Source organism: Neobacillus sp. DY30 (assembly GCF_030123065.1).
Lineage (GTDB): Bacteria > Bacillota > Bacilli > Bacillales > Cytobacillaceae > Neobacillus.
On record NZ_CP126093.1, the window covers coordinates 5,240,890 to 5,254,736 of the forward strand.

The window sequence follows — 13,847 nt, forward strand, 5'->3', positions numbered from 1 at the left end:
AATTGATCTATTGACAACTTGCTGCTAGAAAAAAATTCGTTATTCTTTGTTAAGAACAATTAATTCTAAATAAAGAGTATTTCAATGGAACATAGAATAATGTAGAAGTTTGTCGAAGACATAATAGTTTTCGTATTCAATCACACCAATTATTTTTGCAGATTTACCATAATAATAGATATTTTTTCGGAAAGAGGAAGATCACCACATAAACAAATTCGTATTTAATTTCTCAACAAAAAAACGAGAGGTATTCCTCTCGTTTTTCCTAAGGATTTCTAACCCTTTTTGGAGCATGTGCTGCTTCACTAAAAGAATTGTTATTACTATGACATTCAGAACATGCTTGTATATTGTCTTTGTTATGGGCACTTCTTGCAGGGTTAATGGCTATCCCTGTTGTTTCATCGTAAATTGCCCTCCCGATTACACCGTAAATCGCTGTTTCTCCGTTATGGCATGCTATACAGAAGGCACGTTCCTTCGCCGCATCCCATTCACCAGTAGGTGCAACAAAAGTCTTAGGATTTTCATGACCTATTTGTACTTTTAAATTATAAACATTGTTCGAACCATGTGTATCATGACACTCTGCACATGGAATATGTCCTGCTAAAAAACTGCCATCTTGTGCTTTTATAATGTGCCCTGAGAAATTCTTCTCTTGTTCAGTGATTTCCCGATTAGGGAAGGACCCAGTACCATTTACTAATTCATATTGTTTCTTTATTGTTTCTGTCAAATTATTATAATAAATTTTAATGTCAGGAGTTAGGTCATATTTTTGTTTAAAATTAAGATTATGGCAGCGTAAACATAGCTCATAGTCTTCACTTATTCCTACTGCAGTATTCCATTTTTTATACTGGAAAATACGGTATTCCACTGCAGGATTTGCAATCCTTTCAGCACTATCTGATTCGTGACAGGATTCGCACATTTGTTCTTTGCTGCTAATTATGCCTGTTGGTTTAACCATATCTGGTTTAGCCGGGTCAGGTGGTAGATGAGTATAGATTATATGATCCTGGGTTAAGTTGGGATTTTGTTCTGACCACTCCAAATGCGGATTATGGCAGCTAGCACAGGAACTTCCACTCGGTTTCCCTTCAATGTTTACTGCAGCATTATGGGTATGTGTGCTTTCCATATTCTCAGACTTTGGAGCAACTGTACCGTCATGGCAAGCCATACAATAATCATCTACTGAAAAATTTTGTTGAGTTGTACCATCAGGATTTTTCCGGCCTATTAAACCTAGGCTGGAAGATACATGTGTACTGTGGCAATTTGCACATGTATTAACGTCATTCCCATAACTACCATGGGGGTTTGCGTGCTCCTCTCTTACTTCATCTGGGGGAGCACTAACAGTCGTGAAAGACCAAAATTTAGGGAAAGCAATATTTCCAGCCGAATCCATCAATCCCAATGGACTAACAAAGACTTGATATTTTTTACTTGTTAACAAATCTGCTGAAGGCGTAAAGGTAAGTTCCTTTGTTTCAGAATTATAAACTGTCACCCCTGGTACATTTATACCATTTTGCGATAGTTTAATACTATTTGATATTAATTGTTCATTTAAAGCAGTTGAATCTAAGACTGTTACTTTAATAGTAGTATTTATTGGAACTTGCGTCATGTCCTGTTTTGGATAAACATTTCTTGAAACAATAGGACGTGACTTATCCAATATGTACGAAACTTCTTTAACGGTACTAATGTTACCCGCTTTATCTGTTGATTTTACAAACACTGTATGGCTGCCATCAGCCATTTGCAAATCCTCATATTTCCAAACACCAGAACTATTTGCTGAAACAGACACCCATGTGCCAATTACTTGATTCTCAGCGTTTTTGGCACAATCCGTACAAATCTGAATGGTTGCATTTGCTTCTGATTTCCCCTCAATAACTTGAAAGTTTACATACTCCCCATTAGTTGGTTTCTCAATCGTAATTTCTGGAGGAGTTTTATCCAATGTTATTGTGACTATGTCTGATGTTGCTGTATTTGAGTCTAAATCAGTCGCAACAGCAAATATACTTTGGGTGCCTTCCTGGGATAATGCCGTTATTGTCCAGTTATTTCCTGTAACCCCATCAATTGAGCCAATAACACTTGAACCACTATAAAGGACAATAGCTGCTCCGGTTGTGAAATTTTCAACTGTACCAGCAACAGTAAAGGTAGTTTCATGAAGAAAATCACCCGTTTGTGGTGAAGTGATTGTTACTTTTGATTCTGTTACGGTTAATTCTTCGGCTTTAACAGGTGTGGTATTTAATAATTGATAGTATCCAACAAATTGGAAACATAAAATAAAAGTAATTAGTACATGTAACTTTGTTTTATGCAGGAGTCCTTTTTGCCTCATTTAGTCCCCCTCTTTTCTCCTTATTCCGTAATTACACAATGAAATGCTTACCTTTATTTTAATTGTATTGCGGAGAAGGTTCTAGTAAATACGACTATTATTCAATAAATATTCATATATAGAATGTAAAAATGTAGCAAATATCTTGGGAAATACTGAGGAAAGCACATTTTATTATTCCATTTTTTCTTAAACACTTTAACCCTAGCTTTACATTTATAGGGTAAACTGTAAAGTATAAGAATTGACAATTTGGTGTCAAAAATTTTACAATAGTAGTAATTAAATAAGGTGCTATGCATTAGCATAACACCCTATTTTCAGACATTTAATTTTTGCTAACAATTAGTTGCAGCTGATTGTTAGCTTATTTTTTTAGCGTTGGATTGTTTTTGTTGATCCGCCAAAGTCAACATCAGTTAACGGCATTCCGTTCGGATGATTCTCTGGACGGTTTGTGTTCTTGATTGTTGTAGCTTTAGAGCTATTATGACAAGCCCAACATACTGTCATATTAGTGAACTTCTTAAGTGCCGAAGATGGGTTAGTGTCAGTCATATAAGTTAGAGCAGCAGTTTTATCGCCCTCATACTTACCACCAGTAGCAGTTAAGTCAGCAACTGTATTACCCTCAGCATCCATCATGATTTCAGCATCAGTACCGTGAGCAAAGTGACAGCGTACACAGCTGTAGCTAGCGCTGTTAGTAGTGTGACGGAAAGATTTTTCAAATGTACCCGATTTTATTCCAGTACCAGTACTTGATTTTGCAAGATAGTCAACGTGACATGAAGCACAGTATTCAGACATTTTAACACCTTGACCTACGAAGTCTTTAGTAGTACCTGTATTATTAAGAGTCTTCTCAGTCCAATAGGCAGATTGGTTGTTTTTGTATATTTTTAATCCGTCAATATCTTGTACTACTTGAAGGTCCATATCAACAGTGTAAGCTAAAGATACTTGACCAACTAAAGAAGTAGAACCAGTTAAGATTTCGTTACCTTTTACAGTTTCAGCTTCGAAATACCCACCTTCGTTGTTGAAGTGAACATCAGCATTACCATACTCGATACGACCAGTTCCATGAGTTGGATGAGTATACGCTAAGTGAGTGAAGTGTGGAGTTCCGTGTGAACTATAACCATATAACATTGGAGTTGTAAGTTTAGTATTACCTTTGTAAAGGAATATTTTCTTACCAAATACGCCTGGCTCGATTTCATGAGTACCATCTTCTATTACTAAACCATAAGTGTTAGCAGCTGGCTTTGTAACAGAAGGCACTAGACCTTGAATTTGATTCCCACCAATGTTAACTCCGTTTTGCATGTTTATTGGAGTTGTAGCCATCCCGTTTGGATTGTAATGTAATAAACGGTCAGAGTAAGATCCGTGTGGAGCATGGCAGCTTGCACAGTTAAATGAAGCAGCCCAAGTACCAGTTCCATTTTTATTTCCACCTGGTGCAGCTTTTACTAAAACAGCGTCGTTTGATTGGTGAATACTCATGTTGTTTGCATGGCTACCACCGAAAGTACCAGCGCCGTCCAATGAAGCATTTTCGCCAGTTTCAAATACGTTATAGAATCCTAATGTACCATCATGACATGCAGCACATGTTTGGTATGTGGTATCAGCAAATAATAACTGCTTCCCCTTTGAAGTATGCGTTTGGTGACAGCTAGCACAAGAGTTTGTGTTATTTTGGTATTCTCCGTGAGTCTTGTGACCATCTACGTTTTTAATTACTTCCGCCTTTTCGCCTGTTGCAGGAGCACCAGTATCCGCTCCTGAACCAGTTTTGTTAGCGTTCTCTGCAGTTGGTTCAACAGTTCCTGGATCTAGTTCTACGTTATGATCCGGAGCAGTATCTACAAGATTTCCGTTGTTTGCTTCATCTGGTTGTGTGTTTGTTATAGTTGTGGCCGCAGATGCTGCTGCTACAAACATAAATACCATCATGAATGAAAACAACAAGCTTAAACTAATTTTTTTCAATCTAAAAACCTCCCAAGTAAATCTCTCTTTTTTCTCTCTGTTTTTTTTAGTGTTTTTATCCACTGAAGAAACTCGACTATCCCTACTTTTCTATACCACCCCCTTTAAAAAAAGATGATGTTTATATTTCACTTATTTGATTTTGTTTTAGTTGAATACGGAAACTCTTAGATTTAGAGTGTCAGTAATAAAGACATTGTCCTCTTCATCAATAAATAGTCCATTTGGTAAATAAAATTTGCCGTTTTCTTCACCCATTCCTCCGAATGTGAAGACTTCTTTTCCGTCTTTGTCGAAGCCATAAACCATGTGAGTTAGGTTACTAACAACATACATAATTCCCCGGCTGTCAATGCCAATTCCTCGTGGATTTACAAATACGGATTCTCCTTTACCATCTTTAGAACCATTAATGATTTTTACAAACTTCCCTGTTTTATCAAAGAGTTGGACACGTTGATTTCCTGTATCCATTACGTAAATATTTCCCTCACCGTCAGCGGTGATCCCGTTCGGCGCGATAAACTCACCTGGCTCCTTACCAGCTGTTCCAATTTCAAGGAGCAATTTACCTTTCATATCTAAAATAAATACCTTATTTGCTTGGATATCTGTAACATATACTTTTTCATCAATTATCCTTAATGCTGCTGGTGATGTAAGTTTTTTATCAGTCATAGTTTGCTGAGCAAAATACTCAATGAATTTACCTTTTTCATCATGAATTGAAATTTTACCGTTATACATATCAGCAACAAAGACTCGCCCTTTGTCATCCACCGAAATCCCATATGGGAATTTAAATTGACCTGGCTCGGTACCCTCCTCACCGAAGTGGTACAGGATATTTCCGGCATTATCAAATACAAGAACTCGCTTATTATTGGTATCTGTTACATACGTAAAAGATTTTGATGCAGCTACATCCATCGGTTTATCTAAGGAATTTTCAAAATCCCCAATTAGTTGGTGACTATACTTTGGTGCGCCATTTGGGTTAAGGACATCTACTAAACCTGTATCTACAGCTTTTGAATTATTGAGAAAGGTGAAGGTAAAAACGGCCGCGGTAATGAGTGCGATGAGCACCATACCTGAATAAACATTACGTCTTTTTATTGTCATCTTCATTCACCTTCAGTCTCAGTATCTTTGTCTTTTATGCGATCAAGTGCGACAACAGCGTCCTCAAAAAGAGGGTCATATGATAGTGCCTCTTTATAGATATCAATTGCCATTTTATAATCCTTTTTAGCTTCTGCTACCAAGCCAATTTGATAAATGATATCTGTGCTAGCTGGACTAAGTTGGTTTGCGGTTTCTAGTGATTTCATTGCTTCATCATACTTTTCCATATATCGATATGTGATACCTAATTGTACGTGTCCCTTAAAATCTTTTGGAGCGATTTTTACTGCTTTATCAAATGCTAGAAGAGCTTCATTATAACGTTCCTCTTCTATGAACACTAAACCCATATTATAATGAGCGTCATAGTAGTTTTTATCTTGCTCTAACACATATTCAAACTCTTTAATCGCATCTTCGTTATCACCTTTTAGGTAATAGGTATATCCTAAGATAATACGGTTTTCGAGATTTGCGGGATCTTTTCTTACCTGCTCTTTATAGTATTCTAGCTGTTCATTTACCCTTTTCATATCTACTTCATTCCAAAAGTAAAAGTGACCGAGAGCATACCCTGAGCCAGAAGTTATTACTAGTGTAAGTACCAGTAACAGGATACTTTGTATTAATGTAAATGTCTTTGGTTGCTTCTTCCTCTTAGCTGGTTTCCCCTCAACTTCTTGAGGTTGTTTTTCTGCTTCCATGTTAATTCACCTCTCGGAGTTTATTCATTATCTTTATGACTTCCATCTTTGTGACACTTTGCGCAAGTTTCTTCGACGTGACAAGTTAAACAAGTTTTATTAAACTTCTGATTTGCCGCCAGTTTGACTGGATGTCTGTCTTTCTGCCAGCCTTTGTGTGAGCTTGGATGGCATGAAGCACATTGAACCTGCGTAACAGGTGAATCACTTAAAATTCGGTTGTCATGACATGTAAGACAAGTTTTTGTATCCTCTGATAGACGACCGTGCTCTGTTATAAACGAAGCACGTTTATGACTCGATGGTTTTTGTCCATGGCAGTCTTTACAGAATGTATTTGTTTTAGCATAGGTTTGAACTGTTACACTACTTGCTTCTGTATCATCTTCATTTTTCAAATACCGCTTGTAGCTGGGGTCTTCTTTAAATAAATCATACTCTACGGATGACATATATGAATGACACTTCTCACAAGTTTCAAGGTCTGAAGGCTTTATTTTCCCATGTCCGCCAGTTTTGAATTTTTCAGTTTTATGATCATCTGGAACCATTGTTGATTCATGACAGGCCGTACAGTCAAGTGGAGCATTTTGTAATTTATGACAATTCATACATGTATCCATTTGAGGCCGTATGTATTTTGTGTCACTCATTATATGTGCCCCTAGTTTTTCATTCCATTTTCCATAGTCACTTTTATAGGTAACTTTTCGATCAGAAATTTCACCATGCGCAGTACCACTATGACATTGTACACACTCAATTCCTTCTGTCTTATGTTTATCATGTGGGATGATTAAATCCCCAGAAGGAGTGACTCCTCGAGCATTCATATTGTGACACCTTTCGCATGCTTCATCCGGTATCAGGTTCGGCATTTTGATTGGAGCAATATATGAGTCTGTCTGCTTTTTATAAAATTCAACAACACCATTTGCTTGAGCTTTGGCATAATTTTTCGCACCTGGATCAACGTGACAGCTGACACAATCAACCTCACTATGACTTGAAGCCTTCAATGTATAATACTGTGGCTTCATCTCATGACAGGAGGAGCAGAACTCCTGACTTGAAGTCGTTTCTACTCCTATTAACCCTAATGAGAAAAATACAACGATAAACATTACTGCTACTGTTAAATATTTAAATAATTTGTAGCCTTTCCGGGGAGGGGGGGTTTGTTCAACTTGTTCCTCGTCCATACATCATCCCTCCTGTAATAACTTTATTTATTTCTTCACATCATCTTTAAAGCCAGTTCTGTGACAGTATTGGCAATATACATCTGTTGGTGCTTTAACATCTGTGGAATCAGCTTTTGGCTCTTCACGATCGTGACAGACAAAACATTCTGCTTTCATTTCAGGAGTTTGTGCTTTATCTGCGTGGGAAGTTAACCATACATCACTTTCTACGTGGCTTTCAGGGCGTTCACCGTGACAAGCGCTACAGAATTTGTTGATACGAGATTGTTCTCTTACAACGTTAATATTTGCTGTATATTTGTGTTCTTTATCTTCTTCCTTGACCTCAGCCATTTTCAACATTGACATTAGGTCTTCTTTCGGAATGTCCCTAATCCACTTAGAATCTTGGTGACAGTCAACACATGTGTCTAGCTCTTGAATGGCTGTACCTCCGTGGTCGCCGCCCCAGTTTGCGACTCTATGATTCTCTGGAACTTTTACACGTTGATGGCAAGTTTCACATGCCATAGAAAGCTTGACATCTTTTGTTTGCTTGCCAACCGCCTCTAAAATAATTGCTTGTGTTTTTTTGTCATGTGCAGCAACAGCTTCAGCTGCTTCTTCCTCTGTTCCCGCTTCATGTTTAACTGCATTTTTAGTTTCTTTTGTTTCCTCTTTCGCTGCCTCTTCTAAATGTTCTGGATTTGGCGGAACGAGGTAAGCTACGTCCTTCCATGGCTTTTCACCGTTATTCACTTTATCGTGACAGTCAATACATGTTCCCATGTTTGGTGCTAGGTATTTTTGTTCCATCATTTGCTCTGCAACTTCAGTTGTCCAGTGTCCGCGTACTTCTTCGGTATTGATACCGCGTGCTGCAATTTTCGCATGTGCTACACCGGAGTGACAGGCGATACATGGAACGCCTTCCTCAATATGTCCTTTGTGGTTAACAATTAAGTCTTTTGATGCAGTTACTAGACGGTTCTTCGAGTGACACTGTAAACAGTTTTCATCTGAAACTGCTTCATGCTCGGTTTGAACGATTTGTTCCGGTATACCCATTACATGGTGATAGACTTCCTTTAAGGAAATCACTTTGTGGGTCATCATGTTCACAAAGCCAGGTTTGATGTGGCACTGAACACAGGTGATTTCACTGTGTGCGCTTGCTGTAAAAGTTGAAACCTCTGGAGCCATTTCGTGACAGTTCGCACAAAAGGATGGCGAGTTCGTAAAGGAAAGAACTCCGTAACCTCCACCAAAAATAACAATAGACCCGATTAGGGCGACAAATAATGCTTTCCATCTTGTAACTGGATCCTTCCAGTCTATGTTTCTAACTTTCTGCCAAAGTCTACGAAAAAGTCCAGGCTTCTTTTTACTCTCTCTAGATTCGGGATTCTCTTTATTTTTCTTCCCCCAAAAAGCCACTTGACTCACCCTTCCCATTATTTATTTTTATCTCTCTATTTTTTAAGTTAACCTCTCTAATGGTAGTATCTAACATTGCAAAAGTATTTTCCAATGTACAATTTGTGAATATTTTTTCATACTGTTACCATGTAATCCACTTACTAAAAACAACATGTAAACATTGATAAATGAAGGTTTGATTACCAATATAAGCAAGTTGTAAACCTCTGTTAGGAATTTATAATTATACATAACCACGTATAATAATCTATCATTCACCATTTTTTCTCATGAAATATGAATGATAGGTGCATACAAAAACTTGACAATTTTGAAATAGGGGAATTAAGTGTAAGGATAGAATTCTATGATTCACTTTTTTGCAAATATGGCTAAAACGGTAACAATGTTGTCACTCTAATATGGAAGTGGTAAGATATAAAAGATATTTATCGATACTTTTGATAGGATTTTTTTGTATATAAAGCGAATTTCTAAATAAGAAAATCAGATATAAAGGAGCGTTTCATCATATGATGGGGATTTTAAATAAAGTGTTCGACCTTAATAAACGCGAGCTGAAACGGCTGGACAAAATGGCGAATCAAATTGAGGCTCTAGCCGCAGAAACAGAAAAATTAAGCGATGACCAGCTCCGTGAAAAAACAGAAGAGTTTAAGCTTCGCTATCAAAAAGGCGAAACGCTTGAGGATTTACTAGTTGAAGCCTTCGCAGTTGTTCGTGAAGGAGCACGCAGGGTACTAGGTTTATATCCATACCATGTTCAATTAATGGGGGGAATTTCTCTCCATGAAGGTAACATTTCGGAGATGAAGACAGGGGAAGGTAAAACATTAACGGCTACAATGCCAGTTTACTTAAATGCCATCTCAGGAAAAGGTGTGCACGTTGTTACTGTCAACGAATACTTGGCCAGCCGTGACGCCAACGAAATGGGACAATTATATCAATTTCTCGGGCTTACAGTAGGTTTAAATTTAAACAGCATGTCAAAGGAAGAAAAACAAGAGGCATATGCATGTGATATAACATACGGTACAAACAATGAGTTTGGCTTTGATTATCTGCGAGATAACATGGTCTTATATAAGGAACAAAAAGTACAGCGTCCTCTGTTCTATGCGGTCATTGACGAGGTTGACTCGATTCTAATTGATGAAGCTCGTACACCGCTGATTATCTCTGGTTCGGCACAAAAGTCGGCAGCTCTTTATATTCAAGCAAATGCGTTTGTTCGCACACTGACAAAGGACCAAGATTACACGTATGATGAAAAAACCAAAGGCGTTATGCTGACGGAAGATGGTATTAACAAGGCAGAGCGTGCTTTTGGGATAGAAAATCTATTTGATATTTCTCATGTAACATTAAACCATCATATTAACCAAGCCTTGAAGGCAAATGTCAGCATGCACTTAGATGTTGATTATGTTGTTCAAGATGGAGAAATTGTCATCGTTGACCAGTTTACCGGCCGTTTAATGAAGGGCCGTCGTTATAGTGAAGGTCTGCACCAAGCGATTGAAGCAAAAGAAGGCTTGGAAGTTCAAAATGAAAGCATGACTATGGCTACAATTACTTTCCAAAACTACTTCCGTATGTATGAAAAGCTTGCGGGTATGACTGGTACTGCGAAAACGGAAGAAGAAGAATTCCGTAACATTTATAATATGAACGTTATTGTGATTCCAACAAATAGACCAATCGCCCGTGATGACCGCCCAGATTTAATCTATGCTTCCATGGATGGCAAATTCCGTGCGGTTGTTGAGGATATTGCGGAGCGCAATAAAAAAGGACAGCCTGTTTTGGTTGGTACGGTAGCCATTGAAACATCCGAGCTTATTTCTAAGTATTTGCAGAAAAAAGGCATCAAACATAACGTCCTTAACGCGAAAAACCATGAACGCGAGGCAGAAATTATTGCTGAAGCAGGTCATAAAGGCTCTGTTACCATCGCGACAAACATGGCAGGACGTGGAACAGACATCAAACTTGGTGAAGGTGTTCTTGAATTAGGCGGTCTAGCTGTTATTGGTACAGAGCGTCATGAAAGCCGACGAATCGATAACCAGCTCCGTGGACGTTCCGGCCGTCAAGGAGATCCAGGGGTCACTCAGTTCTACCTGTCAATGGAAGATGAACTAATGCGCCGCTTTGGCTCTGACAACATGAAAGCGATGATGGAACGCCTTGGGATGGATGATTCTCAGCCAATTCAAAGTAAAATGGTTTCAAGAGCGGTTGAATCTGCCCAAAAACGTGTGGAGGGCAATAACTTTGATGCCCGTAAGCAGCTTTTACAATATGATGACGTTCTTCGCCAACAGCGTGAAATCATCTATACCCAGCGTGATGAAGTATTAGAATCAGAAAACCTGCGTGAGATCGTTGAAAAGATGATTCTTTCTACGATCCAGCGAAATGTTGAAGCGCATGCAAATAAGCATGAGGATGAAGAAGAATGGAATCTGCAGGGTATTATCGATTACGTAAATGCCAACCTGCTTCATGAAGGTGACATTACTGTCGAGCAATTAAAAGGTAAAGATCCTGAAGAAATGACAGAAGCCATTTTTGCTAAGGTGAAAGGACGTTATGATGAAAAAGAACAGATTCTTTCTCCAGAACAAATGCGCGAATTCGAAAAAGTTGTTACGCTGCGTGCAGTTGATAGCAAGTGGATCGATCATATTGACCAGATGGACCAACTTCGCCAAGGTATCCACCTTCGTGCGTATGGACAGATTGACCCTCTTCGTGAATACCAGCATGAAGGCTTCGCAATGTTTGAGGCAATGATTCTCTCCATTGAAGAAGAAGCTTCTATGTATATCATGAAGGCAGAGATCCGCAACAACCTTGAGCGTCAAGAGGTTGCAAAAGGACAGGCTGTTAATCCGAAAGAAGACGGAGAAGCAGTTAAGAAAAAGCCAAAAGTAAACCAGATCGACATCGGCCGTAATGATCCATGTTACTGTGGAAGCGGGAAGAAATATAAAAACTGTCATGGTGCAGGGAAATAAGAACATTAGAGGGACAGCAATTTGCTGTCCCTCTTTTAATTGTCGAGAAAGGTATATTTCCTCTTAGTCTGTGTTTTATAAAAATATTCTATTTGATCTTTGAGGAGTATGTGGATGCTCCTGACTAAAGGATTTGTCCTCAATCAGGCGGATTGAAGACTAATTGTACATCCTACTTAGAAGGATGTGTCCTCAAGAAGGGGGGTTGAGGACTAATCGTTCATCATACTCAGAAGGATGTGTCCTCAAGAAGGGGGGTTGAGGACTAATCGTACATCCTATCCAAAAGGATTTGTCCTCAAGCAAGGGGGTTGAGGACTAATCGTTCGTCCTATCCTGAAGGATATGTCCTCAACCAGGGGGATTGAGGACAAACCGGATGCTCTGCTAAAAAGATTTGTCCTTAATCTAGGTGATTTAACGGCACCTATAGTAGAAATCGCTGCGGATTGTGATAGTTTAAAAATTAACGGCTGTCGAGACTATCACGATAGCCTAGAAAGGGACAGCAATTTGCTGTCCCTCTTTCATTTATAGTGAAACGTTTTTATCAGAATTGTAATTAGTGTCTTTACCAACATATTTAAATACATTGACCATAAATAAGATAACGCCGATTACCACTGCTAATGAACCAATGATGGTTGGCGGCAAGGCTGCGGAAACACCCAAAACTTGCAGTGCAATTCCTCCGAGCATGACCGGAACCCCAATATTGTGTAACCAGAATTGTGTTTTAGCAAGCTTTGAATTTGCAGCATTTGGATAAAAGTGATAAATAAGTCCGAATAATGCCATGGATACCCAGCCAAGTAAATTAACATGCGCATGAACGGATGTGTATCGGAAATCATGAATAATTCCCATCGTAAGACCGGCCAAAACCCCAATTGTAAAATAAACACTTGCTATTTTTAAATAAGCCCTTCCCACTTTGTACCTACCTCCTTAGTTAAAAATTCACGACTATTATACTATATTTCAAGAAAATAACAATATTACCAATATATAAATAGTATTTTTGACATTGAAAAAACCTCCTAGAAAAGTAGGAGGTGATCAGATTATGACTTTTTCATAAAATCAAGAACTTCTAGGTCAATGAACCCTGAACTCTGTTCTCTCATTTCAAAGTTTTCGGTATGTATATAGGCGGTTAGCGCTTTAAAAATCTCCTCATCGCTCGGTGCCTCATTGCTTAAATAGGACAACCTATTCAAATGATGAACTAATTCGTTCTTAATATCCCCTTCAATAGCAGCGATCCGCTCAGACTTTGATGGAGCAAAATACAATTGCTGCAATTGATAAATTCGAATTAATTCTTTAATAGGATCGGGATGGTCATCAACTCTTAGATCAATATAACGATCATTAAAACCGCCATAACCGCCTTTATCCTTTACGATATACAGTGCAGCAGACTGCTTTCCCCTGCTGTCCCCTCCAGGTTCTTGACCAGCATCTAATGCAGCCAACAATCTTTCTGCAAGAGACCCGCTCGTTTCCGTAAATACCTTTGCCATAGCTTGCACTGTTTCTTCATCCACTAAAATATTCCCCTGCGCCGCGAAATGGGTGCCTGTCACCCCGCCTGCCCAATCGTAACACTCTTTTCCTGTAAATGTTGCTGGGCTGCCAGTTGCGTCAATCAGCCCAACCTGACGCATTTCTTTTTCAGGGTCCTCCGCTAATAACAGTTCGAGCGTTTCCTCTGCTGATTTTCCCTGCTCCATTAATTCAAGTGCTTTTGGGCCATATGCGGTATTGGCATAAGATTGGGTTGCTACTGCCCCTGCACCCGCCTTAGCCCAAGGTACCACTGCACCCACTCCTAAAAATTTTGACTGAACGGCAATACCCCATTCTTTTTCGATTGGATCATAGCCCACAATTGAAAAGGTCATTAGAAATCCTCCTGGAAAAAGTAGATTATATGTAAACGCTTTATTATTTAATAATATAAAATATTAGAATAATA

The 13,847-nt window shown here is 38.7% G+C and carries 10 protein-coding genes; 2 read left to right on the forward strand and 8 right to left on the reverse strand.

Features of this window, described 5'->3' with window-relative positions:
- Positions 1-268: 268 nt before the first annotated feature.
- The 6 genes from QNH29_RS25995 to QNH29_RS26020 all read right to left on the reverse strand — a co-directional run bounded on the left by QNH29_RS25995 (position 269) and on the right by QNH29_RS26020 (position 8,855).
- Complete coding sequence (locus QNH29_RS25995) at positions 269-2,383, reverse strand: Ig-like domain-containing protein (protein ID WP_283862151.1); 2,115 nt, start codon at positions 2,381-2,383, stop codon at positions 269-271.
- 375 nt (positions 2,384-2,758) lie between these two features.
- Positions 2,759-4,360, reverse strand: a complete 1,602-nt coding sequence (locus QNH29_RS26000) for a cytochrome c3 family protein (protein ID WP_283862152.1) — start codon at positions 4,358-4,360, stop codon at positions 2,759-2,761.
- 171 nt (positions 4,361-4,531) lie between these two features.
- On the reverse strand, positions 4,532-5,509 hold the full coding sequence (locus tag QNH29_RS26005) for a 6-bladed beta-propeller (RefSeq protein WP_283862153.1): 978 nt from the start codon (positions 5,507-5,509) through the stop codon (positions 4,532-4,534).
- 2 nt (positions 5,510-5,511) lie between these two features.
- Positions 5,512-6,216, reverse strand: coding sequence for a tetratricopeptide repeat protein (locus QNH29_RS26010; RefSeq protein ID WP_283862154.1), 705 nt, complete (start codon positions 6,214-6,216; stop codon positions 5,512-5,514).
- Between the two features lie 20 nt (positions 6,217-6,236).
- Positions 6,237-7,418, reverse strand: coding sequence for a cytochrome c3 family protein (locus QNH29_RS26015; protein ID WP_283862155.1), 1,182 nt, complete (start codon positions 7,416-7,418; stop codon positions 6,237-6,239).
- A gap of 27 nt (positions 7,419-7,445) precedes the next feature.
- Complete coding sequence (locus tag QNH29_RS26020; protein WP_283862156.1) at positions 7,446-8,855, reverse strand: NapC/NirT family cytochrome c; 1,410 nt, start codon at positions 8,853-8,855, stop codon at positions 7,446-7,448.
- A 497-nt stretch (positions 8,856-9,352) separates the two neighbouring features.
- Here QNH29_RS26020 and secA point away from each other — a divergent pair, with 497 nt between their 5' ends.
- The gene (gene secA / locus QNH29_RS26025) at positions 9,353-11,866 is read left to right on the forward strand and encodes a preprotein translocase subunit SecA (RefSeq protein ID WP_283862157.1); all 2,514 of its coding nucleotides are present in this window, start codon (positions 9,353-9,355) and stop codon (positions 11,864-11,866) included.
- Between the two features lie 345 nt (positions 11,867-12,211).
- Complete coding sequence (locus QNH29_RS26030) at positions 12,212-12,403, forward strand: hypothetical protein (RefSeq protein ID WP_283862158.1); 192 nt, start codon at positions 12,212-12,214, stop codon at positions 12,401-12,403.
- Here the strand turns inward: QNH29_RS26030 and QNH29_RS26035 are convergent.
- Positions 12,398-12,799 carry a cytochrome-c oxidase gene (locus tag QNH29_RS26035; RefSeq protein WP_283862159.1) on the reverse strand — a complete coding sequence of 134 codons (402 nt, stop codon included), beginning with the start codon at positions 12,797-12,799 and terminating at the stop codon, positions 12,398-12,400. The genes QNH29_RS26030 and QNH29_RS26035 overlap by 6 nt on opposite strands.
- A 131-nt stretch (positions 12,800-12,930) precedes the next feature.
- On the reverse strand, positions 12,931-13,773 hold the full coding sequence (locus tag QNH29_RS26040) for a DUF1028 domain-containing protein (protein ID WP_283862160.1): 843 nt from the start codon (positions 13,771-13,773) through the stop codon (positions 12,931-12,933).
- Between the last annotated feature and the right edge of the window lie 74 nt (positions 13,774-13,847).

Coding starts and splice junctions, on each gene's coding strand:
- QNH29_RS25995 (WP_283862151.1), bottom strand. CDS start 2,383: ATGAGGCAAAAAGGACTCCTGCATAAAACAAAGTTACATGTACTAATT.
- QNH29_RS26005 (WP_283862153.1), bottom strand. CDS start 5,509: ATGACAATAAAAAGACGTAATGTTTATTCAGGTATGGTGCTCATCGCA.
- QNH29_RS26010 (WP_283862154.1), bottom strand. CDS start 6,216: ATGGAAGCAGAAAAACAACCTCAAGAAGTTGAGGGGAAACCAGCTAAG.
- QNH29_RS26015 (WP_283862155.1), bottom strand. CDS start 7,418: ATGGACGAGGAACAAGTTGAACAAACCCCCCCTCCCCGGAAAGGCTAC.
- QNH29_RS26020 (WP_283862156.1), bottom strand. CDS start 8,855: ATGGGAAGGGTGAGTCAAGTGGCTTTTTGGGGGAAGAAAAATAAAGAG.
- secA (WP_283862157.1), top strand. CDS start 9,353: ATGATGGGGATTTTAAATAAAGTGTTCGACCTTAATAAACGCGAGCTG.
- QNH29_RS26030 (WP_283862158.1), top strand. CDS start 12,212: ATGTCCTCAACCAGGGGGATTGAGGACAAACCGGATGCTCTGCTAAAA.
- QNH29_RS26040 (WP_283862160.1), bottom strand. CDS start 13,773: ATGACCTTTTCAATTGTGGGCTATGATCCAATCGAAAAAGAATGGGGT.